This window comes from Ruminiclostridium josui JCM 17888, assembly GCF_000526495.1.
Taxonomy (GTDB): Bacteria; Bacillota; Clostridia; order Acetivibrionales; family DSM-1351; genus Ruminiclostridium; species Ruminiclostridium josui.
On the sequence record NZ_JAGE01000002.1, the window covers coordinates 684,129 to 706,798 of the forward strand.

The window sequence follows — 22,670 nt, forward strand, 5'->3', positions numbered from 1 at the left end:
TATGATAAAAGATAGGATGATGTATAGACATCCTATCTTTATAATTATAACAACATAATACTAAACTTCAACATAAATCTTCTAAACTTTCAATTCAACCTGAATATCAGCTAAGTGTTCCTTATTCAGAATTGGCTTTACTTCATTCTCTATGAATTCAACAACCTGCTCCGGACTTCTTCCTATATAGTTCTTTGGCTCCAACACAGAATTCAGTTCTTCCAGAGTCATTCCAAAACGTGGGTCTCCTGCAATTCTTTCAATTAGATCGTTTTTCTCACCATCAACTTTGACACGCTTGCCAGCTTCCATTGAATGGGTTCTTATTAACTCATGAAGTTCTTGTCTGTCTCCCCCACGCTTAACAGCTTCCATCATTATATTTTCAGTAGCCATAAATGGAAGTTCATCCATAACGTGCTTTGTAATAACTTTTGGGTATACTACCAGACCGCTTGCTACATTAATATATATGTTAAGTATAGCATCTATTGCAAGAAAAGCTTCTGGTACAGAGATTCTCTTATTTGCAGAGTCATCAAGTGTTCTTTCAAACCATTGTGTAGACGCTGTAATAGCAGGATTTAATGCATCAACTATAACATATCTTGCAAGGGAAGAAATTCTTTCACATCTCATTGGATTACGTTTATATGCCATTGCAGATGAACCTATCTGTTTTTCCTCAAAAGGCTCCTCTATTTCCTTCATACTCTGTAACAATCTCATATCATTACTAAATTTATACGCACTTTGAGCTATTCCACTTAATACTCCAAGAACTCTGCTGTCAAGCTTTCTTGGATAAGTCTGACCGGAAACAGCAAATACATTTTTAAAGCCCATCTTTTCAGCAATAAGTTTTTCAAGTTTCTTAACTTTTTCGTGGTCTCCATCAAATAGATTTAAAAAGCTAGCCTGTGTACCAGTTGTACCCTTTGAGCCAAGGAGTTTCATATTATCAATTACATGCTCCAAATCTTCCATATCCATCAGAAGTTCCTGAATCCACAAGGTAGCTCTTTTACCTACCGTAACCAACTGTGCAGGTTGATAGTGAGTAAAACCTAAAGTTGGCAGATCCTTATACTCTATTGCAAAGTCAGAAAGTTTCTTAATAAGAATAAGCATTTTACTTTTTACAAGCTTCAATGCTTCATTCATAATTATAATATCAGTATTATCTCCTACATAACAGGATGTTGCTCCAAGGTGAATTATAGGCTTTGCGTCGGGACAAAGCTCGCCAAAAGCATGAACATGGGACATAACATCATGTCTAAACTCTTTTTCATACTTTTCGGCAACTTCATAATTAATGTTATCCTGATTTTTCTTCATTTGCTCAATTTGAGCATCGGTTATATTCAATCCAAGTTCCTTTTCAGCTTCTGCCAGTGCAATCCATAGCTTTCTCCATGTAGTAAATTTCATATCCGGTGAAAAAATCTTCTGCATTTCACTGCTTGCATATCTTGCATTAAAAGGACTTTCATAAACATTTTTCATTCAACTAATCCCCCAACTAACAAAATAATTAAATTAATCATATCTCATACCACTCAAATATTATACAACATATGCCGAATATTTGCACCAATAAATTTAAAAATGTTCGGATTCTGAAACTGCAAAAAAAGTGCGGGATACTATCCCGCTTTAGACATTTATGAATATGAGATTGTAATTTACATTACAATTCTAACTCATGGATTATTATAGCTTGAATAATTCACCTATTCAAGCTATTTATAAAATAATTATTGATTTAACAGTTTAGTAGCACTTACAAGCCTAACACATATTGCCAGAACTTCTATTGCCTTCTTCAATTCTTCAACAGGGGGCATTGTTGGAGCAATTCTCAAGTTCCTGTCTCTTGGGTCATTGCCATATGGGAATGTAGCGCCTGCTTTAGTTAATGCCACGCCAGCCTCCCCTGCAAGCTTAGCAACCTCTTTTGCACAATTGTCCATTGTATTTAGGCTGATAAAATATCCTCCGTTTGGCTTATTCCAAGATGCAATGTCCTTGCCTCCAAGTTCTTTTTCAAGAATTTCAAGAACTGTATTGAATTTTGGTTTCAATATTTCAGCATGTTTCTTCATGTGATTATTGATGCCCTCAAGGTTTTTAAAGTACTTAGCATGTCTTAATTGATTTATTTTATCATGACCAATTGTTTGTATGGTAAGACTCTTTTTGATTCCTTTTAAATTTTCAACACTTGACGCCATTACCGCAACCCCTGCTCCCGGGAAACTTATCTTGGATGTTGAGCTGAAAATATATACCATATTCTCATTTCCTGCATCCTTACATGCTTTAAGTATGTTCTTTAATTTATCAGGATTTTCAGAAAGATGATGTACACAATAAGCGTTATCCCAGAATATTCTGAAATCCTTTGCCTTTGGTTTAAGGTTTGCAAACCTGTCAACAACCTCATCTGTATAGGTAATTCCGTCAGGATTGCTGTATTTTGGTACACACCAAATACCCTTTATACTTTCGTCTTCTGAAACAAGTTTTTCAATAGTATCCATATCAGGTCCGTCCTGTTTCATATCAACGGTAATCATTTCTATTCCAAATAATTCACATATAGCAAAATGCCTGTCATATCCTGGACTGGGACAAAGGAATTTAACTTTGTCAAGCTTTGACCATGGAGTACCTCCCAAGATACCTAGCGACATAGCTCTTGCAACAGTATCATACATCAAATTCAGACTGGAATTACCTCCAACTATAATTTCGTCTGTAGCTACTTCCAGCATTTCAGCAAAAAGTGCTTTTGCTTCCGGAATACCATCCAGAACACCATAATTGAAGCAGTCTGTACCATCAGCAGCCTTTCTGAGTTCTTTTGCAGGTATATCAAGGATATCCATACTTATATCAAGTTGTTCAGCACAAGGCTTACCTCTTGTCATATCGAGTTTTAGATTCTGTGCTTTAAATTCATTATATCTTTTTTCTAATATTTCAATCTCATTTTTTAATTCTTCTTTAGACAAATCTTTATAACTCTTCATTATTATCTCCTCCGATTGCCATTTTGACCTAAACAAACATAAATCAATTTTAATACATATTATTAATATATGCAAGTTTTATGTTCTTACCAATTCAAAAAATCTAATCTAAAATATTTTTAAAAAGACTTTTTTTAGAAATTATGCAGGAATTCAAAAAACAAACTGCAGTTATTTTCTAAATGGATTTCTATGTTGAAATATAGCAATAAAAGGCCATTATTGCATATCTATATTTGTAAGGAAAATTAAGCAAAAAGTAGATGGATTATATATTTTTTGTTAATTGACATTAAGACATATACTTTGTATAATAAGTACAAGGCAATTATATTATGTAAACCACAATGTAAAAATATTAATAAGATATAAGTTCATGTTGGGTTATCTTACATAGGTGCCAGCGTAACCTGCGCCTTATTTTTCAAGCTAAATCAGCTGGAAACATAAATATTATAAGCAACCCTTCATCTTATTTCTGAAAAATAAAGAGGCCTGTAAAGCTTCCACATCAGACATAAATGCCATTAAGCAGCATTTTCAAGAATAATAATATAAGCCGCTAATACTCCCCTTCCTGTTAGTTGAGATTAGCGGCTTGTAAATTATTTTATTACTTAATTACTTAACTACAGTTCTTATTACTCTTAAAAAATTTTCTCCTGCAATTTTATTAATAAGAGATTCGCTATAATTTAATTTCAGCAGTTCATTGATTAAATCAGGGATAAACTGTACTCCTTCAAGTCCGACAGGTGTATTATCTATCCCGTCAAAATCTGCTCCAAATCCAAGAGTATCCTCACCTGTAAGTCCAACAATATGTTCAATGTGAGATATGACATGCTTCATTTCCGCTTTACCCTCATTAACGATAAAATATGGGCAAAGATTTATGCCTGTTACACCACCATTTTTTTTCAATGCAAGAAGCTGCTCGTCGGTTAAGTTCCTACTGTGGCCGCAAATCTTTTTAGCATTGGAGTGAGATGCTATTATTGGTGCTGAGGAAAGATTTATTACGTCCCAAAATCCTGCCTCTGACAAATGGGATACATCAACCATCATTCCCAACCTGTTCATCTCGGCAACTACTTCCCTACCAAATGGTGTTAATCCTCCATTGGTAACCCCATCAGCTACACCATCGGCAATCTGGTTTCTAAAATTCCATGTAAGAGTTATTGCCCTTACACCCAGTTGGTATAGCATACGCAGCACAGCTAAGCTTCCCTCAAGTGCTTCCCCGCCCTCAATGGTAAGAACAGCAGCTACTTTACGACTATTTATTGCATTTACTATATCCTTGTAATTACGACATAACATTATGTCATTCTTATTAATTTCAATTTCTCTATAAAGTTTGTCTATAATATCAAGTGTCCGCCTTAAAGCCCCCATTTTTGCCTGCTCAGGAGAAATGAATGCTGCAAAGAACTGAACAAAACTATCAATTTTTTTTAATCTTTCAAGATCAATATGACCGCTATTTTTTTTCAGAGCTTCCCCTGTTTTCATGATAGTTGTAATGGTATCACAATGTGCGTCAACATAAGTCATGCTGTCATCTCCATTAAATAATATAAATTTTTCACTTTTTAAAAGGCATCTTTTATAAGGTTTATACTTTTTACGATATTTGCATTTCCTGTAGATTTTTCAATTAAAACTTCAACTACATCAAATCTCACCTTAGTATTCATTTTTCTTGTGTTTGTCAGGTAGATAGATGCTATTTGGCGAATCTTCTGCTGTTTTACCCAGTTCACTGCTTCTCCAGGTGTTCCGAAGGTGATTGTTCTTCTGGTTTTTACCTCTATAAAACAAATGTATTCATTTTCATTAGCAATTATATCTATTTCGCCCAAACGTCCTACCCTGTAATTTGCTTTCAGAATAGTGTATCCGTTTCTTTGAAGAAACTCCACTGCTTCCTTCTCACCGGCTGCTCCAATTTCCCTTTTATTTGAATCAGTCATCATGCAAATCCCCATAACTTTCATCCACACAGCCTATAAATATAAGTATCTCTGCTACCACCTCATATATTTCCGGAGGTATTTCATCCCCAATACTCAAAGAGGAAAGGGTTTGGGCAAGATTATTATCCTGATATAACGGAATATTACTTTCTTGTGCTTTCTGAATAATTCGCTCTGCTACTTGGCCCTTTCCGGCCGCAACTATTCTAGGAGCTGCGTCAGTTTCAGGTGAATATTGCAAAGCAGCTGCATGTTTTATTTGTTTTTTTATGTTGTCTTCCTTCAACCCACATCCCCCACCATTCGTATTTTATTGTTGCTGCTATTTACACTAAAATGTCTATGTTATTTGGCGTCTTAATAAACTCTTTTTTAGCTTCATCTTCAAAATTCACAATGTTGATTGGGTCTTCTAAAAGTCGATAAGTATAATCCACCAACCTGTAGCCTTTTTCAAGCAAAGAATTGTACAGCATCTTGTGACTGTCCTTTAAAATATTGAAAACTCCACTGTCTTTAAGCCTGAAATTTGTGCTGACATCCTTTTCTTTTATGCTTAGTAAGGTATCTATTCTTCCGATATTATTAGTTTCCAATGAAAGGAGTACCGTTAAATTTGAAGGGTCCAGTTTTTTTGCCTTGGAGCCTTTTTTTAACATATAAAGTTCACCAGTAGTGTTTTGGTTGAATATACTTAAAGAAATTTGAACATAAGAGCTATAATTATTTAGTTGGTTTATAAAATTAACATTACTTTCCAAATTATTGACTATGTTTACCGCTGACTCCCTAACTACGGAAGGTAAATGCTGTATAGCATTTTTTACTACTGTTAAAGAACTTTCCAACTCATTGTAAAGCTTTACAGGATTAATTTCATCGTTGTTCTGATGGTCTATTCTGACAATCAGATTCTTAAGGGTATTTACCGCATCCTTTATAATATGCTGCTTCCCTGCATCGAGGTTGAAATTATCCAATTCCTTCTGTCTCAATCCTATTTTGTCAATAGCATTGTTAATTTCCTTGGCAATATATTTTACAGCAGTTAATTGTTCTTGACTAAGTTTTTGGTTCTCTGCCAATGTTTGAAGTTGGTTTCCTAGCTCCTTGAGTACAGGCAGGTCTGCTTTTGAAAGAGCTGTAGGAGTTACGCTTTTATCTATAGTAAAACCATTCTCTTCACGTAATATAGGACTAGTTTCAGGTTTAATCTGACCATTTTTAGTATTTTCAGTATTTTCCGAATTTTCAGGTACAGCAGAACTTTTTATAATTGTAGCGGGACCATCTTCGGTTAAAATCGCCGCTGCGGCTCTTCCAGCAGTACTGCTACTTGCACTGTTTCTTTCCAACATCTCCTGAGAAGTTTCAAACTTTATTTTAACGCTTTGCGTAAGTCTTTCAAAGAGATTATCCATTACGGCTGCTTTTACAGGTACATTTTCATTGTTTTCCTTCACAAGACTTGCAAGTCTGTTAACAACTTCTTGCGGCGTTTTGGGAGCTTCAGTTTTCCCTGTTCCCTCTATAAGCTTTATAAGTCCACTTATGTTGTCTGTTATTTTTAATCGGCCAGAAAGCAAACTTTGCAGCTTTTCTATATTATTTATATTGTCAGATAATTTTGAGGCTATTAGAAAAGCAGCTGCATCAGCTTTTAATCCTTTGTCTGTATTTACTAATTGCTCCATTTTTAGTAAAGATTCATTGGTTACAGGTACATTTTGCTTAAGTAATGCCATTGCCAATTCTATATTTTTATCAGAAATAGGCACATTAATTAAAGCTAAAGCGTTTTTAGCATTTACAAGAGCCTCATTAACATGTTGTGTCATGTTAGCACCTAAAGACTCAAGAACAATCTTGCCCCCTTCTGTCCCCTTGAAAACAAAGTTGACAAAGTCTCCTTCTTTTGCATTTATGGTTGTTAGGGCATTTGCATGTACCTCTGAACCGTCTGAAAGCTTTATGGTCAGCTCTTCTCCGCTGTTTTCAAGTACCTGTGCTCGGATAACGTCACCCGGCTTAAGCTTATTCAGAATGTCCGTATTGTTATTTGAAATATTTATTTGACCTGCTGCTAACCCATCTATTCTCAATCTCTTATCCTCCAGCCATACAGTAAATTGCTATGCAAATCTCTGAAGAATATGTATTACTTCACGAAATTTTTTACAAAGCTTAATCTATGTATCGGACAAAGACCAAATTTTTTAATAGCGGAAATATGTTGTTGAGTTCCATATCCCTTGTGAGTAGCAAAACCATATTGGGGATATTTTTTATCGTATTCTGTTAAAATCCTATCTCTTGTAACCTTTGCGAGGATTGAAGCTGCTGCAATGGATAGACTTAGGCTATCCCCCTTTATAATGGGCATTTGCTTTGTGGTTACATTGTCAAGACTTACAGCATCTAAAAGAATACAATCAGCAATGGGATTAAGTTGGTTTACTGCATCTGTCATTGCCATTTTGGTAGCATTTAAAATATTAACTTCATCTATGTATTTTTCATCAATAACAGAAATCCCATAAGAAATGGCTTTTTCTTTTATTTCCTCAAACAATTTTTCTCTTTGAGCCTCTGAAAGTTTTTTTGAATCATTTACACCCTCTATTGTCAATCCCTTAGGCAAAACAACAGCTGCTGCAACTACAGGCCCAGCCAGAGGTCCCCGGCCTGCTTCGTCAACACCTGCTATGTATTCAAAGCCTTCGCTTATAGCTTGTCTTTCAAAGGAAAGCATTTTATGAAGGCGTTCCATTTCCTTTTGGTGTTTTTCTTTTAGTTTGTAATACTTTTCTAACAGCTTGTCTACTTTAAATCCTGTGTTATGTAAAGACGACAAGTACTCAATTGCTTCATGAACAGAAAGCTTTTGAGCCTCTTCCTTAATTTGCTTAAGTGTCAATTTTCCCATTTTCATTCTCCATGTACAATATAATAAATGTATACACCTTATTATATATTATTTGTGATGGCTAGTGTTATAACGAAATGTCTATTTCCATAAAAAGGGGCTGTCGCAAAACAGAAATACTTACTGTTTTAACACTAGTACTTCCGTATAAAATTATATCAATGTTTGCTTCCAAGATATTTGCATGAGTTTCTAGCGGCTCAATATAAGATATTTTACCGTCGCGCACATTCATCGTCCATGATTCATTGTGTCGCTAAAACCTACATCCTGTAGGTTTTCCGGTAAAATATCCATCTTTCGCCGACAAACATCTTCAAATATCTTTAACCAAGCTTCCATTGATACAATTTTTACTCACGTACAGGTTAAGAAAGATAAGAATTAGTTTTGCGACAGCCCATTTTAAAATTTCTATTCCGTCTTTGTTTCAGCTCTATCACCTGGCTTCTCAAGGGTTATTCGTCCTATCTTTCCCCCCCTGAATTCATCCAAAACTATAGCTGAAATTCTTGAATAATCTATTTCACCTTTTGAAATAATACATCCTCTTTTACGCCCCACCGTCTCCAATAATTCAAGGGGTTCCATGTCTTTTATAGGTTCAGGATCTAACTTGAATCGTGTGCAAAGCTCGGTATTGTACGTTTTAGACAACCTATAGAGAAGCTCCATGGCAACTTCTCCGGTATCCATTATATCATCCTTAATTGCTCCGGTAAAAGCAAGGTTCATGCCCACTTCCTGATCTTCAAATTTGGGCCAAAGTATACCGGGCGTATCAAGAAGCTCCATTTCTGAATTTATTCGTATCCATTGCTTACCTCTGGTTACACCGGGCCTGTCACCTGTAACCGCTGTTGCCTTACCGACAATCTTGTTTATAAAGGATGACTTGCCCACATTGGGAATACCTACGACCATAGTTCTCACAGGGGTAAATAGTTTTCCTTTTGCCCTGTCACGCTCTATTTTTTCAGACATTAATTCTCTTGCTCTGGCTTTAATTTCATTAAGTCCTTTGCCATTAATAGAATTAATCAGAATACAATCAATTCCCTGATCAGCATACCACTTTATCCACTGCCTTGATATTCTCTCATCTGCAAGATCAGATTTATTGAAAGCAACCAGTCGGGGCTTATTATTTATTAATGAATTAATTTCAGGATTTCTGCTGCTAAATGGTATTCTTGCATCAAGAAGCTCAATAATAACATCAACAAGCTTTAAATTCTCGGCTATCAACCTTCTTGTTTTTGCCATATGCCCCGGAAACCATTGAATGTTCATAATTTCTCCTTTGTATATGAAGTTATGTTATTTTAATCCGCCAAATTTTGAAAAAGGCCATATCCTTAATACAGCATGCCCTATGACAGAATCAATATCAATGGGGCCTATTTGTCTTGAATCAAGGCTCTGTTCTCTATTATCACCCATTACAAACAACTTATCCTCAGGAACTTTATAGGGAAGCTGCATTCCATGGGAGTCTGTAAGCCCCTTTGCATATGGCTCATCTAACTTGACAAAATCCTTATCTCCCGATGATTTTCTCCAAACGTAGCCATCCCTGATGTCAATCTCATCTCCCGGTACTCCGATTACTCTCTTTATATAATCAACTTCTCCGGGGTTTGCTACAGGCAAATACTTAAGTAAACCTTTAAACTGGCCTTCTTCATGTGTAAAAACTATTATCTGTCCATGTTTTGGCTCACTGAAAAAATAACCAGTCTTATAAACTATTACATTATGGCCTTCAAAAAGTGTATTTTCCATTGATACCATATTAACCTTATAGGTTGAAAATACGAAGGCCTTTATTACCATAGATATAACTAACGCGGCTACAATCACTAAAAACCACTCAAAAATCTCTCTTCCTATAGAGTTCTTTTTTTTGGCTGCACTTGCTTCTTCTTTTACATCTTCATTATTATCAGCGTTATCAACGTTTTCTGCATTATTTTCAGAAATGTTTTTTTCTAAATCCAATGGTTCCTTATCGTCCATATTCTGGTTTTCCATAGAAACACCACCTTAAAATTTATATAATAAGATTTTCCAAATTTCCATTTAGAACGTTATTATTATATATAAATATAGCACTTTTTTCAAATGCCATTTAAAGAAATATTATTATAATGCTATTATAAACTAAAAACCTAGGAACAAATGCCCCTAGGTTTTTGTCTCTTAATGCTTAATTTCTGTCAAGTCTTTCCTTAACTTTAGCAGCCTTACCAACTCTATCACGGAGATAGTACAGCTTAGCTCTTCTAACAACACCTTTTCTAACCACATCAATATGGTCGATTCTTGGTGAGTTAACAGGGAATACTCTTTCAACACCTACACCGTAGGATACTCTTCTAACTGTAAAAGTTTCCTTTAATCCGGAACCTTTTAAAGCTATAACAGTACCTTCGAATACCTGTATTCTTTCCCTGTTTCCTTCCTTGATCTTTGCATGAACCTTAATAAAATCACCAATTTCCAATTTAGGAAGGTCAGTTCTTATCTGTTCATTTTCAATTGACTTCAATATATCCATTATTTGTTTCCTCCTTCCTCTCATAGATGTTCGTGCATCATAAGTGCAGAGGACCATCCGTATTACACACGCATGATATTATAACACAAGGAAATATATTCTGTAAAGTAAAAATTCGAAAACAAACATTGTCTATAATTTGATTTTAAAAATTTTAAAGGGGATATATGGTTTATATCCGTATATTCCCCTTTGTGTGGAGGGTGTAAACGTTAGGTTAAAAAATATTTTTACTTATGTACCTGTCTCCTCTATCAGGGAAAATTACTACCACATTTGCTTGTTCTGCTTTTTGTGCAATAACTCTTGCAGCATACATAGCAGCGCCTGAAGAAGTTCCTACAAGCAAACCCTCTTGTTTGGCAAGGAGTTTCACCTGCTTTAGTGCCTGACTGTCGTTAACTTTTATTACTTCATCAATAAGTGATAAGTCCATAGTTTCAGGCATAAACGTATTTCCTATTCCTTCTATTGAATAACATCCGGGCAATCCTCCTCCCATTGTGGAACCAACCGGGTCAGCCAGAATCCCCTTTATGTTTTTATTTCGCTCTTTCAAGTATTTCAATATTCCTGATATTGTACCTCCGCTACCAGCTCCGGCTACTACATAGTCTATCTTTCCTTCTAAATCACGATATATTTCAGGGCCCGTAGTTTCGTAGTGAATCTTCGGGTTTACCGGATTGGTAAATTGGCTAAGGCATACTGAATTCTTTACCTCTGCCAGAAGTTCCTCTACTTTTTCAAAGGCTCCATTCATTCCTTTTTCAAGGGGAGTATGTATTATTTCAGCTCCCAAAGCCCGCATTACAACTAATTTTTCATGTGAAAATTTCTCTGGAACTGCAAAAATAATCCTGTATCCTTTGTTTAATGCAGCTAAGGCTATTCCTATACCGGCATTTCCGGCTGTAGCTTCTACAATTGTATAGCCTTTTTGTAATATTCCTTTTTTCTCCGCATCTTCTATAAGTGCAACTCCCATTCTATCTTTTACGCTACCACTGGGATTAAATAGCTCTAATTTTGCAAAAATATTTATACTTTCTTTTATATCTGAATGATTAAGTTTTAGAAGAGGTGTGCCGCCTATAAGCTCTCGAATATCATTGTAATATCTCATAAACAACCTCACTTTCTTGCTTTTTTAAAAGCATTTTCAAGATCGTTTATAAGTGTTTCCTTGGCTTCAATTCCTACGGACAGCCTTATAAGGTTATCAACGATTCCCACCTTCTGTCTTACTTCATAAGGAATGGAAGCATGGGTCATACTAGCTGGATGGCTAACTAGAGATTCAACTCCGCCTAGACTTTCACCAAGGGTTATTACTTTTATACTTCTGAAAAATTCCTTTATATCGTATTCATCTGACAGTACAAAGGAAATCATTGCTCCCGGGCCAAAAGCCTGTTGTTTATGTACAGAATACCCTTCATTTTCAGGTAGCCCCGGATAATATATTTTTGTTACTCCTTCATGATTTTTCAGAAATTCAACTAAATGGCGGGCATTCTCAATATGTCTGTCCATACGAACCGTCAAAGTCTTTATTCCTCTTATAAGTAGCCACGAGTCAAATGGAGAGAGAACGCCACCTGTAGCATTTTGTATGAACTTTAAACGTTCCCCTATACCTTCATCCTTTACTACAACCAATCCGGCAATTACATCACTGTGCCCTCCTAGATATTTTGTTGCGCTGTGTAGCACTATGTCTGCGCCCAGATTAAGTGGCCTTTGCAAATAAGGAGTCATAAAAGTATTATCAACTATTACCAGAGCCCCATGTTTGTGGGCAATTTCTGAAACCCCTTTTATATCTGTTATTGTAAGGAGAGGATTTGCAGGACTTTCTATTAATACTGCCTTTATCTTTGGATTTATCTGCTTTTCAAACTCTGCCAGATTAGATGTATCCACTATCTCATATTCTATATTGTAATTTTTAAAAATCTTGTCAAGTACTCTAAAAGTTCCCCCATAGACATTACTGGAAATAATAACCTTATCACCGCTTTTCAAAAGCATTAGTACTGCTGTTATAGCTGCCATTCCTGATGCAAAGGCCAGACCTGTTATTCCTCCTTCCAGTTCGTTTATAAGTAATTCCAAGGCTTCCCTTGTAGGATTACCCGTTCTTGAATATTCATACCCGCTATTTATACCCAGTTCCTTTTGTCTGTATGTTGATGTCTGATATATAGGTACACTTACGGCACCAGTCCTTTCATCACCGTCTATTCCACCATGTATCACTAATGAACTTATTAATCTTTGCATGTCTGCTTCTGTCATCATATCACTTTCCATATTAAATCCCCCTTTTGGATATTTACTTTTAGAAATAATTTATTCATGTTAATTTACTAAAATGCAGGTATTACAGCACCTTTGTATTTTTCTTCAATAAACTTTCTCACCTCCTCAGTTGTTAGTGCCCTCTTCAATGCAACAACTGCAGGATCATTTAACCGGTTTGATTTGGTAACCAGTATGTTTGTATAAGGTGAATCCTTTCCTTCTCTGAACAGTGCTGTATTTGGATCTATTCCCGCTTCCAGTATTTTATTGGTGTTTGTTATATATCCGTCAAAATCAGTTTTAAGTCGTATAAGCTGAGCCGAATCAATTTCCTCTATTTTTATATTCTTTGTATATTCAGCAATATCATTTACTGTTGCAGCATGTTCTTCCAAGTTAGATCTGAGCTTTAAAAATCCGTTGTCCTCAAGTATTTTGAGGGCTCTGTACTCATTTGTAACATCATTTGGAATTCCTATTACAGCTCCGTCGGGTATTTCTTCCTTTGTTTTGTATTTCTCAGAGTAGAAGCCTATAGGTTCAACATGAATATTGCCAGCATTTGCAAGATCATAGCCTTTCTCTGATTTTACCGAATCCAAATATGGCTGGTGCTGAAAAAAATTAACATCAAATTCTCCATTGTCTACATCTTCGTTCCCATGGTCATTCTGCAGAATCGTAATTTCCAGATTGACTCCCTCTTCAGCAAGTCTGGGTTTGACAAAATTCAAAAGCTCCGCATGTGGTACTTGGTCTGCCAGCACCTTTAGTGTAACTGGATTTTCTTTTGACAAATTTTTTACAGGTTCATGAGAATCTGATGCAGTACTGGTACTGCCGCAGCCGCTAAAAAATGTAACTGACAAAATTAGCATAAGTATAGATATAATTCGTCTATTATTCATATGATAGTTCTCCTTTATAAATATCAATTATTCATATATGTTTACTATAATTTAATGGTAAAAATTTTTTATATTAGGAAACGTTTTTTTATAATGTATTTTGAAACTGTATCTCCCAGAAGCTGTATTAACTGTACAATAACAATCAATACAAGCACTGCCGCAATGAGTATGTCTGTCTTAAACCTTGAATAACCAAACCTTATGGCAACATCACCAAGACCTCCTGCCCCAAATGACCCTGCCAGTGCGGTAGTGGCAATAACAGCTATTATGGTTATTGTAAATGCCCTTATTAGTGAAGGTAGTGCTTCCGGCAACAATACCTTCAATATAATATAGTAGTTTGGTGTACCCATTGCCTTTGCCGCTTCAATCTTACCCTTTGAAACCTCTAGTATACTGCTTTCCACAAGCCTCCCAAACATAGGAACGCAACTGGCAACAAGTGCGAGTATACATGCTTCCGGACCGTACGCCCTTCCTATAAGCAGTCTGGATAGCGGAAGCGTAAGTATAATCAATATCATAGAAGGCAATGACCGGAGAATGTTTACCATAGCCCCTAGAATTTTATTAAATACCGGCATAGGATAGACACCCTGCTTATCGGTCACAACAAGTATTATTCCAAGTATTACTCCCAGAACAAGGGTAAATATGGTAGTCAGTAAAGTCATATAAAGAGTATCAACAATTGCAGGAGTCACTATTTCCCATACATTTTTGTCAAATGCGCTTCTTATAACTCCCCAGAAACTGTTGTTTTGCATATTCATATACATCCCCCTTCCTTCACCCATTGATTGGCAGCGAACTCCGCATTTATCTTTACAAAAAGCCTTGCTGTTTCACTCTTGGGATTCATAAATATCTCACGGACACCACCCTGCTCCACTATCATGCCGTTTTCCAACACAGCCATGTTGTTACATGAATATTTGATGACTTCAAGCTCATGGGTTATTAGCACAATAGTAAGACCCAATTTTTTATTAATGTCTTTTAGCAAATCAAGTACTGACAAGATTGTTTGCGGGTCAAGAGCCGAAGTGGCTTCATCGCTGAGAAGAACATCCGGGTTATTGGCAAGAGCTCTTGCAATGCCCACCCTTTGCTTTTGACCTCCGCTCAACTGCCCCACATAGCAGTTGCTTTTATCCTTCAGCTCTACAAGTTCGAGTATTTCCTCCACCCGTTTTGCTATCTGCTTTTTAGTATAACCTGCAATCTCAAGAGGGTAGGCAACATTCCCAAAAACTGTCCTTGAATCAAATAAATTAAAATGCTGAAAAATCATTCCTATTTTTTGACGATGTTTATTGAGTTCTTTTTTTGATAGACTGGTTATTTCGTAATCACCAATTCTTATTGTTCCTGAATCCGACGTTTCCAGACGATTCATACACCTTATAAGAGTGGATTTTCCAGCACCGCTGAAACCTACAATCCCGAAGATATCACCCTTTTCCAATTCAAGATTTATACCTTTAAGTACCGGAAAGTTTCCGTCCTTACTTCTAAATGTTTTATATAAATCCCTTATGGATATAAAGCTTTTTCCCATGACATCACCACCTTATCTATAGGTGTTCAGAACTCTGTCATATATATCCTCAATTGCTCTAAGTCCTCCTCTATAGCCAGCGTAACCGCAATTTAGAATCAAGCGGTATGTAACAGGTGCACTGACAATGAGTAAATCAGCTTTTATGTCATTTGCCAAATCTCTGTCCCATCCGCTTCCCAAAATCAAAGCTCTGTTTTTTTGCTGGTCCTGTCTTATTTCCTTCTGAATTTCGCCTCCATCTATTGAAAATGATACTGTTGAAGTTCTAAAGTCAGATATTTTTAAAAACTTCTCTTCAATCTGTTTTCTATATATTTCAGGAGTATCATCAACAATAAATTGCTTTGCAGGAATTATGCCAAGCTCATTAAGCAGAAATTTTGAAAAGCCCAATGAGTATGTTGCATCCAGTATGGTGTAAAACCTTCTTGGAAGGCCGTACCTGAATTCCAGCATAAAGTCAGCTGTTCTTTCAATAAATGAATAATATTTTTCTTCTTCACTTTTTATAAAATTCTCTGCTTTTGTCTTGTCAAGATTCCCAAATTCCACAACTTCTCGCAAGAATTTTGTTGTCTCAATACCTCCGATAGGAAGATACGGAAAATGCAAATAGGGTGTCCCGTATTTTTCTTCCAGATGCTTTACTATTTCAAGACCACTCCAAGCACCTGCAAGTATATTAAATTCCGCCTGAGGAATTGTTTTCCACTCACTAACGCCATTGGATTCGTTTCCAAAAAGTATATTTACTTTAAGACCAATACCTTCAAGTACTCTTTTGAGTTCTTCCAAATTGCCGTTCCAGTATGGGTCCTGATAAGGCACAGTTGTAAAGACATTTACCAGATTTTTTTGGACCTTTTCCCCTTTATAATTGATATCAACATACTGGTCGATTATTGCATTTACAACTACTTCATGGCTTACATAATTATTACTCTTAAAGCCTCCTGTTTCTGCAAATACTATTGGTACTCCCTGCTGTTGGTACTCTGCAGTAACTCTTCCTACATCGTCACCCACAATATCAGAGGTACACCCTGTAAGTACAACATACAAATCACCGTCTATTACCTTTAACGCTCCGTCAATTACATTTCTAAGTCTTTCTTCTCCACCGTATACCACATCTGCTTCACCGGTATTAGTACATGGAATGTTATTTCCACCTGCGTAGCCTTCTCCCTGGCCAATTATATCGCTTACCTTTGCACTACAGCCTGGACCTGCATGTAAAATGGGAACACCTCTTTTAATGGCAACAATCGTCTGTTGAGCCCCTATGGCACATGAATACCTTGGCTGTTCAATAAACTTCAACATGTACATTACCTCCGAGAAATGAGAATGGGTTCTGTTCAAGCCACCATTTTGTGTATGGCATTGAGCTGTGTTTTGCTAAATTTGAAACAAATTCTCTGTTATCAAGTGTTTCTAATATTCTTTCAGCGTAATTAAGAACCCCTTGATATCCGAAACCAAATTGCTCATCGCCTATAAGTAATGTAGGTATTCCAAGCTTAGCTCCCCACAGCGTCATTCCTCCGTGTCTTGCAATCATTATATCCGGCCTCATTCTGTTTAAAATATTTACAAGTTCAAAAGCTTGCTTATTGCAGACATTGTAATTGTGTACATCACCATATGTATTTATTGTATGTAACAGCGTGTCAGAATCAGGTTTTCCATTATCATAAACAGGGTCATGGTGAAATATGGCAGCCCCTTGCACAGATAACCCAAGCTCTTTTAAGAGAGAAATCAATGCATGCCCATGTGATGCTCCTGCTGTAACATAAGCTGTTTTACCCTTTAACTTCTCTCTATATTCTTCAAGGATTGGAATAACTCTTATATGCTCCTTAACAATTATTTTTTCTATTTCTTCCTGTCTGTCCAGTACCTTTCCCAATTCCCTCATCCAGTTATCAGTACCGGCAATTCCGTATGCCGGAGGTGCCTTAATTTCAGGTACTCCGTATATCTCCTCTAAAGCAGCCCCTAAATAAGTCCCCAGAGTGGGGCATATCTGAATGGTTGCAGCTGCCTCTGATATATATTCCAAATCTGCAATAGTTGAAAACGGTACTATATAGTTAGGTTCATACCCCAAAGGCTTTAAAATCTCATCAAAAATGTGAGAGCCCCAGAAGTTAATTATGTTAACCTTATTACTCTTTTTTCTAGGTGGTTTTACTATTTTACGTACTATTGAATGATAAGCAGAATCAAATCCCGTAGTCCATATTTTAGAGCGAAATCCTTCACAGAAACAAGCTACCACTGGAATTCCAAGTTCATCAGTCAAACTGTTGGCAACTGACTCCACATCATCTCCTATAATGGAAGAGGCACATGAAGTAGTTATAAAAACAGCATTGGGCTTAAGCCTTGTATATACCTCTCTTATAGTTGCTTCGAGCTTTTGAGTAGCTCCGAAAATAGTATCCTTTTCTTCAATATTTGTATTAAAATATCTGCCTATTGTTGGAGGCAGATTTCTCTCCATCTGCCCTACTCTGTATGTGAAATTAAAACCAAAAAAATCACCGGAGCAACCTACTGGTGCATGATTAACAACAACTGCATCTTTTATCATTGATAGTTGGCAGAATGCAGTTCTGGAACTGCAACCCATACACTGACTGAAGTTCCTTGTTTTATCCTGCAGATTACCTGCTCTGGCACACCTTACAAGCTCCTCGGCTGTTCCTTCAAATCCTGTTATGGAGCCTAACCGCACTTCTCTTACCTGAACTTCCGGGCTTTTTACATTTATGTTGCTCAATTTTCCCAGTCCCCTTTATTATAGATTTCCTGCTGCTTCAGGCCTCATTTCACCTGTTTCAAGAGCCAGCAAATAATCACCCCATCTTGCAGCCCAACGTCTTAGTTCCTTCACATCCAATGGTGATGGAACCTTTGATTTTTCATGTCCTGCTATTTTCGCTGCAAGAGATTTATATATTTTTGCCTGTTTTGAGTCAGGGGCGGCCTCTATGGTGGTTTTTCCTTGTAATTCACTTTGAGTAACTGTTACGGACCTTGGTACATATTCAACAACCTGGGTATGAGTCTGTTTTGCAAAATCGTCTATAATTTCCTTAGCGTAAGGTGCATTTATTGAATTTGCTATGACACCACCAAGTAAGGCTCCCCCCGAATTTGAATACTTATGTATTCCTTTAAACAGGTTGTTAGCAGCGTAAACTGCCATAAAATCAGCTGATGAAACTGTGAAAACATGCTCTGCAATTCCTTCTCTTATTGGAACAGCGAATCCGCCGCAAACAACGTCACCAAGAACATCATATATAACAAAATCTAAGTCTAGCTCTTCAAAAATATTTTGCTGTTTAAACAACTGAACCGCTGTAATAATACCTCTACCGGCACATCCCACACCCGGAGCTGGGCCTCCTGCCTCTACACAGTAAATCCCGTTAAATCCTTCAAAAATAACTTCGTGGGCCTTTACTGTGTTTTTTTCCCTCAATGTATCTAAAACTGTAGGAATGTAATTTCCACCCCTCAGAGTATTTGTTGAATCACTTTTTGGATCGCAGCCAAACTGCATTACTTTATATCCTGCCACCGAAAGAGCAGCACTAATATTTGAAGTTGTAGTTGATTTACCAATACCACCTTTACCATAGATTGCAATTTGTTTGATTTTTTTAGCCATTTTTAACCTCCTAAATTTAACTTTCTGTCTTTATATTTAAAGTTTCATTAACTTTCTCAAGAACCTGTTCTATAAGACCTACAGCGTTAAAGGCTCTTATTTTCGACAACATCAGAGCTTGAACAGCACCTAAACCTATTTGTGCAGCTACCACCGCTTTACAGTCTTCAAGTAGTTTAACGACCTGTTGCATTGATACTTCACTATGTTCACCACTGTTGCATGCAGGACTTGTGTCCCTTTTTTCAATAAATTCCCATTTTCCAGTATCATCTGTTTCAAATATTAAGAATTGTCTGCAATGACCGAAATGCTGGTTTACTACCTTGCCGTCACTGCTGGCAACTGCTATTTTATAAGACATAATAACCTCCCCATTAGTTGTTTATTATTACCCATGAGAAAAGGTTTCCATTGGAAAATCATAGAGTAGATTGCCAAGCTCCTTGCCTTTCCCAGGAATGCCACATGCATCTGCCCTACATTGCCTGCAATGTCTGAAGACATTTAGGTATTTTCCCGCCCACTCTCTGGCATCATTCAATTCATTGCAATCAGGTGGTCTAAAGCCTTTCATTTCATGCTGTGGAATAAGTGGAATTATATTTATAATGGATGCCCCGGCATTGGAGACCACCCGTGCAATTTCTTCAATATGCTCATAATTTAAATCAGGTATAAGCACAGTGTTTACCTTTACTGCTATACCTTTACTACTCAGTTTTTCTATTCCTTTGATTTGCTCTTGTATAAGCTTTTCAGCCCCCTCATAACCTTCTAGATAACTTCCCATCCAAAATATCCCGGAACAGATATACTGTAGGATTTCAGGCTCCACTGCATTTACTGTTACCGATACCGTTTGTACACCTGATTTAATTATTCTCTCGGAGTATTTGTCTAGCATAAGTCCGTTTGTACTAAGACATTTAATTAAATGAGGATATTTGGTATTCAACATTTCAAAAGTTTCAAGAGCATTATCTGTAGCCAGTGTTTCTCCAGGCCCTGCAATACCCACCACACTTATTTCAGGACAAAGTTCCAAAGCTTTAGCTACTATTTTAACTGCTTCCTTAGGAGTAAGAACTATAGCTGCAACTCCCGGTCTGTTTTCAATTTTATTTATGCATCTTTTGCAGAATCTGCACTGAATGTTACATGTGGGACTAACAGGTAAATGTATTCTTCCGTATTTAAAATGTGCCCTTGCACTAAAGCAAGGGTGTTTTCCCAAAAGATGATTGAATTTCTGATTAATTTGAACTTCTTCTGTTTTAACATTGCAGCAGTTTGTCATAGTGCCGCCCCCTTATATTTATATACAATAAAAAAAGCCAAGCCAAACCAATAATGGTTTTAACTTAGCCTCTAATTTATTTAGTCAACTAAATCTAATCATTTATAAATTATTCTATTATTTATTTCACCCTGACCTTTTCATTCTTTTCAAGCTGTATCAAGTTTCCGTCCTGAAAAACCAGAGTGATTGAGCCATACTTTAGAGATTTGGCCATATCATATAGCTTTTGTATATCTCGCTCTGATATTGGTACTTTTGTTTGCTTAACATTTTCTTGATGACTCATAGCAGCACCACCTTATATATTTATTAATAAATAAACCCTAGTAGTTCGATAATTCATATATGTTTTATATGTTATTGATAGTATATTACTACTTGAATTATTTGTCAATAGATATATACAATTAAATATTGAAAACAAAAAAACATTCCTCTTAGTTATAAGGAATGCTTATTTACTAATATTATTTATTATATTTTTCATATAAATCAGGTCTTTTTTCTCTAGTTCTATCCAATGACTGCTGCATTCGCCACTTCTCTATATTTGCATGATGTCCTGACAACAATACGTCAGGAACTTTATTCCCATTGTAATCTGCAGGTCTTGTATACTGAGGATATTCCAACAGTCCGTTAAAATGTGACTCATCACTAAATGAGCCTTCTGTTGACAATACTCCGGGGATAAGTCTGCTTACACAATCAATAAGTACCATTGCCGGCAGTTCCCCACCTGTCAGTACATAATCGCCAATAGAAACTTCTTCGTCAACTATTTCTTCTATTATACGTTCATCTATACCTTCATAGTGCCCGCACAAAAGTATCAGATGTTCCTGAGTTGACAACTCCTTGGCCATTTCTTGAGTTAATACTTTTCCCTGGGGACTCATGTATAATACTTTTGGTTTTTTCTCCATTCCTTCTGTTATGGCTTTGTATGCGTCTATAACAGGCTGACACATCATCACCATTCCATTGCCTCCGCCAAATGGATAGTCATCTACTTTCCTATGCTTGTCTTTTGAATAATCTCTGATATTTACTGCATTTATTTCAACAAGGCCGTTTTTCTGGGCACGCCCAATAATGCTTTCTCCCATTACGCTAACAAATAATTCCGGAAACAGTGTCAGTACGTCAAATTTCATTAATCAAGCAATCCTTTCGGTAATATAACTGAAATTTTTCCTTCTTCAATGGATATTTCCTTCACAACACTCTTTAATGCCGGGATAAGAATTTCTTTTGATGCAGAATCTCTTACTACATATACATCATTGCTGCCTGTCTGTATTACATCCTTTAATTCACCAAGAAGCTGGTTGTTTTCGTCGTAAACCTCAAGACCAAGAATATCCGTTATAAAAAAGGAATTCTTAGGCAGTTTTACAGCATTTGCTCTGTCCACTTTAATGTAAAAGCCCTTTAGCTTCTCAGCTTCTTCAATTCTATCAATACCCTCAAATTTTATTATAACAAACTGCTTAAAAAATTTAACACCGCTTATATTATACTTTTCAAGACTGCCATTTTTATCTATATAAACCCATTTTAGTTTTCTGAATCTCTGCGGATCATCAGTTTGGGGCATTACTTTTAGCTCGCCTTTTACGCCATGGGTATTTATCAATTGTCCTACAATCAAATATTCCAGCATTTTATCACCTTGCCTTTACTGAATATATAACTTTTAAACGCAAGTAAAGGGGCTTTATGCCCCTTATCTTACTGAATGATATCAACAACTACTCTCCTGTTATCTTTGACTGCAGCAGCCTTGACAACAGTTCTGATTGCTTTGGCAATTCTGCCTTGTTTGCCGATAACCTTGCCCATATCGTCTTTTGCAACTTTAAGTTCAAGAATTATAGACTTTTCATTCTGAATTTCGTTTACAAAAACCTCATCTGGATAATCCACAAGGGCTCTTGCAATACTTTCAAGTAATTCTTTCATCATATTAGCCTCCATGAGCCTAAAACGGCTTTTGAATTGTAACTAAATTAATTCCTTTATTCTCAACATGCAAGAGAATAAAAGAGGCTAACCCAGCCGAATAAAACACAAGGGCTTTTTAGCCCCTTTGTTTTACGCTTTAGATAATTATTCAACAATACCTTGCTTCTTAAGAAGTGATTTAACTGTATCTGTTGGTTGTGCACCATTCTTAATCCATTTTTGAGCCTTTTCAGCATCGATTTTAATCTGAGCTGGTTCTGTAACAGGATTATAAGTACCGATTTCCTCGATAAATCTACCGTCTCTTGGGTATCTTGAATCAGCAACAACTACTCTGTAAAAAGGGTTTTTCTTAGCACCCATTCTCTTTAAACGAATCTTTACTGCCATTTATTTTCACCTCCTTCAAAGGATTATAAT

The 22,670-nt window shown here is 36.4% G+C and carries 25 protein-coding genes; all 25 read right to left on the reverse strand.

The window, feature by feature from the left end:
- Positions 1 to 81: 81 nt before the first annotated feature.
- Positions 82 to 1,509, reverse strand: a complete 1,428-nt coding sequence (purB, locus tag K412_RS0119280) for an adenylosuccinate lyase (protein ID WP_024834602.1) — start codon at positions 1,507 to 1,509, stop codon at positions 82 to 84.
- Positions 1,510 to 1,760: 251 nt separating this feature from the next.
- Positions 1,761 to 3,038, reverse strand: coding sequence for an aspartate aminotransferase type Ic (locus K412_RS0119285; RefSeq protein ID WP_024834603.1), 1,278 nt, complete (start codon positions 3,036 to 3,038; stop codon positions 1,761 to 1,763).
- A gap of 621 nt (positions 3,039 to 3,659) precedes the next feature.
- Entirely contained in the window at positions 3,660 to 4,598 is a 939-nt protein-coding gene (locus K412_RS0119290; protein WP_024834604.1) for a dipeptidase, read from the reverse strand.
- 38 nt (positions 4,599 to 4,636) lie between these two features.
- Positions 4,637 to 5,020 (reverse strand): YraN family protein, encoded by a 384-nt coding sequence (locus K412_RS0119295; protein WP_479691924.1) that lies wholly within the window; start codon positions 5,018 to 5,020, stop codon positions 4,637 to 4,639.
- A complete protein-coding gene (locus K412_RS0119300) occupies positions 5,010 to 5,306 on the reverse strand; it encodes an EscU/YscU/HrcU family type III secretion system export apparatus switch protein (protein ID WP_024834606.1) in 297 nt (98 codons plus the stop codon). Before K412_RS0119300 ends, K412_RS0119295 begins: the two co-directional genes overlap by 11 nt.
- Positions 5,307 to 5,346: 40 nt before the next feature.
- Positions 5,347 to 7,122, reverse strand: a complete 1,776-nt coding sequence (locus K412_RS0119305; RefSeq protein WP_024834607.1) for a hypothetical protein — start codon at positions 7,120 to 7,122, stop codon at positions 5,347 to 5,349.
- A 56-nt stretch (positions 7,123 to 7,178) separates the two neighbouring features.
- Complete coding sequence (locus K412_RS0119310; RefSeq protein ID WP_024834608.1) at positions 7,179 to 7,946, reverse strand: ribonuclease HII; 768 nt, start codon at positions 7,944 to 7,946, stop codon at positions 7,179 to 7,181.
- Between the two features lie 414 nt (positions 7,947 to 8,360).
- On the reverse strand, positions 8,361 to 9,239 hold the full coding sequence (ylqF, locus tag K412_RS0119315; protein ID WP_024834609.1) for a ribosome biogenesis GTPase YlqF: 879 nt from the start codon (positions 9,237 to 9,239) through the stop codon (positions 8,361 to 8,363).
- 27 nt (positions 9,240 to 9,266) lie between these two features.
- A complete protein-coding gene (gene lepB / locus K412_RS0119320; RefSeq protein WP_024834610.1) occupies positions 9,267 to 9,980 on the reverse strand; it encodes a signal peptidase I in 714 nt (237 codons plus the stop codon).
- A gap of 175 nt (positions 9,981 to 10,155) precedes the next feature.
- Entirely contained in the window at positions 10,156 to 10,506 is a 351-nt protein-coding gene (gene rplS / locus K412_RS0119325) for a 50S ribosomal protein L19 (RefSeq protein WP_020814325.1), read from the reverse strand.
- 217 nt (positions 10,507 to 10,723) lie between these two features.
- Positions 10,724 to 11,632: a PLP-dependent cysteine synthase family protein gene (locus K412_RS0119330; protein ID WP_024834611.1), complete on the reverse strand. Its 909-nt coding sequence runs from the start codon at positions 11,630 to 11,632 to the stop codon at positions 10,724 to 10,726.
- Positions 11,633 to 11,640: 8 nt separating this feature from the next.
- The gene (locus tag K412_RS0119335) at positions 11,641 to 12,822 is read right to left on the reverse strand and encodes a trans-sulfuration enzyme family protein (protein ID WP_051461069.1); all 1,182 of its coding nucleotides are present in this window, start codon (positions 12,820 to 12,822) and stop codon (positions 11,641 to 11,643) included.
- Positions 12,823 to 12,878: 56 nt separating this feature from the next.
- Positions 12,879 to 13,721 carry a MetQ/NlpA family ABC transporter substrate-binding protein gene (locus K412_RS0119340; protein ID WP_024834613.1) on the reverse strand — a complete coding sequence of 281 codons (843 nt, stop codon included), beginning with the start codon at positions 13,719 to 13,721 and terminating at the stop codon, positions 12,879 to 12,881.
- A gap of 68 nt (positions 13,722 to 13,789) precedes the next feature.
- Positions 13,790 to 14,500: a methionine ABC transporter permease gene (locus K412_RS0119345; protein WP_024834614.1), complete on the reverse strand. Its 711-nt coding sequence runs from the start codon at positions 14,498 to 14,500 to the stop codon at positions 13,790 to 13,792.
- Positions 14,497 to 15,288, reverse strand: coding sequence for a methionine ABC transporter ATP-binding protein (locus tag K412_RS0119350; RefSeq protein WP_034848370.1), 792 nt, complete (start codon positions 15,286 to 15,288; stop codon positions 14,497 to 14,499). Before K412_RS0119350 ends, K412_RS0119345 begins: the two co-directional genes overlap by 4 nt.
- A gap of 12 nt (positions 15,289 to 15,300) precedes the next feature.
- Complete coding sequence (locus K412_RS0119355) at positions 15,301 to 16,617, reverse strand: nitrogenase component 1 (RefSeq protein ID WP_024834616.1); 1,317 nt, start codon at positions 16,615 to 16,617, stop codon at positions 15,301 to 15,303.
- Positions 16,601 to 18,082 (reverse strand): nitrogenase component 1, encoded by a 1,482-nt coding sequence (locus tag K412_RS0119360; protein WP_024834617.1) that lies wholly within the window; start codon positions 18,080 to 18,082, stop codon positions 16,601 to 16,603. Before K412_RS0119360 ends, K412_RS0119355 begins: the two co-directional genes overlap by 17 nt.
- Before the next feature lie 18 nt (positions 18,083 to 18,100).
- The gene (gene nifH / locus K412_RS0119365) at positions 18,101 to 18,979 is read right to left on the reverse strand and encodes a nitrogenase iron protein (protein ID WP_024834618.1); all 879 of its coding nucleotides are present in this window, start codon (positions 18,977 to 18,979) and stop codon (positions 18,101 to 18,103) included.
- Positions 18,980 to 18,995: 16 nt separating this feature from the next.
- Positions 18,996 to 19,343, reverse strand: a complete 348-nt coding sequence (locus K412_RS0119370; RefSeq protein ID WP_024834619.1) for a NifB/NifX family molybdenum-iron cluster-binding protein — start codon at positions 19,341 to 19,343, stop codon at positions 18,996 to 18,998.
- Between the two features lie 27 nt (positions 19,344 to 19,370).
- Positions 19,371 to 20,279 (reverse strand): radical SAM protein, encoded by a 909-nt coding sequence (locus K412_RS0119375; protein ID WP_024834620.1) that lies wholly within the window; start codon positions 20,277 to 20,279, stop codon positions 19,371 to 19,373.
- A 121-nt stretch (positions 20,280 to 20,400) separates the two neighbouring features.
- Entirely contained in the window at positions 20,401 to 20,568 is a 168-nt protein-coding gene (locus K412_RS22080; protein WP_081741837.1) for a YezD family protein, read from the reverse strand.
- Positions 20,569 to 20,749: 181 nt separating this feature from the next.
- Entirely contained in the window at positions 20,750 to 21,439 is a 690-nt protein-coding gene (gene trmD / locus K412_RS0119385; protein WP_024834621.1) for a tRNA (guanosine(37)-N1)-methyltransferase TrmD, read from the reverse strand.
- Entirely contained in the window at positions 21,439 to 21,948 is a 510-nt protein-coding gene (rimM, locus tag K412_RS0119390) for a ribosome maturation factor RimM (protein ID WP_024834622.1), read from the reverse strand. Before rimM ends, trmD begins: the two co-directional genes overlap by 1 nt.
- A gap of 68 nt (positions 21,949 to 22,016) precedes the next feature.
- Complete coding sequence (locus tag K412_RS0119395) at positions 22,017 to 22,247, reverse strand: KH domain-containing protein (protein ID WP_024834623.1); 231 nt, start codon at positions 22,245 to 22,247, stop codon at positions 22,017 to 22,019.
- Positions 22,248 to 22,394: 147 nt separating this feature from the next.
- Positions 22,395 to 22,640 carry a 30S ribosomal protein S16 gene (rpsP, locus tag K412_RS0119400; RefSeq protein ID WP_024834624.1) on the reverse strand — a complete coding sequence of 82 codons (246 nt, stop codon included), beginning with the start codon at positions 22,638 to 22,640 and terminating at the stop codon, positions 22,395 to 22,397.
- Positions 22,641 to 22,670: the final 30 nt, after the last annotated feature.

Bases quoted from the DNA above. Each gene is read 5' to 3' on its own strand.
- purB (WP_024834602.1), bottom strand. From the start codon at position 1,509: ATGAAAAATGTTTATGAAAGTCCTTTTAATGCAAGATATGCAAGCAGT.
- K412_RS0119285 (WP_024834603.1), bottom strand. From the start codon at position 3,038: ATGAAGAGTTATAAAGATTTGTCTAAAGAAGAATTAAAAAATGAGATT.
- K412_RS0119290 (WP_024834604.1), bottom strand. From the start codon at position 4,598: ATGACTTATGTTGACGCACATTGTGATACCATTACAACTATCATGAAA.
- K412_RS0119295 (WP_479691924.1), bottom strand. From the start codon at position 5,020: ATGATGACTGATTCAAATAAAAGGGAAATTGGAGCAGCCGGTGAGAAG.
- K412_RS0119310 (WP_024834608.1), bottom strand. From the start codon at position 7,946: ATGGGAAAATTGACACTTAAGCAAATTAAGGAAGAGGCTCAAAAGCTT.
- ylqF (WP_024834609.1), bottom strand. From the start codon at position 9,239: ATGAACATTCAATGGTTTCCGGGGCATATGGCAAAAACAAGAAGGTTG.
- lepB (WP_024834610.1), bottom strand. From the start codon at position 9,980: ATGGAAAACCAGAATATGGACGATAAGGAACCATTGGATTTAGAAAAA.
- rplS (WP_020814325.1), bottom strand. From the start codon at position 10,506: ATGGATATATTGAAGTCAATTGAAAATGAACAGATAAGAACTGACCTT.
- K412_RS0119330 (WP_024834611.1), bottom strand. From the start codon at position 11,632: ATGAGATATTACAATGATATTCGAGAGCTTATAGGCGGCACACCTCTT.
- K412_RS0119335 (WP_051461069.1), bottom strand. From the start codon at position 12,822: ATGGAAAGTGATATGATGACAGAAGCAGACATGCAAAGATTAATAAGT.
- K412_RS0119340 (WP_024834613.1), bottom strand. From the start codon at position 13,721: ATGAATAATAGACGAATTATATCTATACTTATGCTAATTTTGTCAGTT.
- K412_RS0119345 (WP_024834614.1), bottom strand. From the start codon at position 14,500: ATGAATATGCAAAACAACAGTTTCTGGGGAGTTATAAGAAGCGCATTT.
- K412_RS0119350 (WP_034848370.1), bottom strand. From the start codon at position 15,288: ATGGGAAAAAGCTTTATATCCATAAGGGATTTATATAAAACATTTAGA.
- K412_RS0119355 (WP_024834616.1), bottom strand. From the start codon at position 16,617: ATGTTGAAGTTTATTGAACAGCCAAGGTATTCATGTGCCATAGGGGCT.
- nifH (WP_024834618.1), bottom strand. From the start codon at position 18,979: ATGGCTAAAAAAATCAAACAAATTGCAATCTATGGTAAAGGTGGTATT.
- K412_RS0119370 (WP_024834619.1), bottom strand. From the start codon at position 19,343: ATGTCTTATAAAATAGCAGTTGCCAGCAGTGACGGCAAGGTAGTAAAC.
- K412_RS0119375 (WP_024834620.1), bottom strand. From the start codon at position 20,279: ATGACAAACTGCTGCAATGTTAAAACAGAAGAAGTTCAAATTAATCAG.
- K412_RS22080 (WP_081741837.1), bottom strand. From the start codon at position 20,568: ATGAGTCATCAAGAAAATGTTAAGCAAACAAAAGTACCAATATCAGAG.
- trmD (WP_024834621.1), bottom strand. From the start codon at position 21,439: ATGAAATTTGACGTACTGACACTGTTTCCGGAATTATTTGTTAGCGTA.
- rimM (WP_024834622.1), bottom strand. From the start codon at position 21,948: ATGCTGGAATATTTGATTGTAGGACAATTGATAAATACCCATGGCGTA.
- K412_RS0119395 (WP_024834623.1), bottom strand. From the start codon at position 22,247: ATGAAAGAATTACTTGAAAGTATTGCAAGAGCCCTTGTGGATTATCCA.
- rpsP (WP_024834624.1), bottom strand. From the start codon at position 22,640: ATGGCAGTAAAGATTCGTTTAAAGAGAATGGGTGCTAAGAAAAACCCT.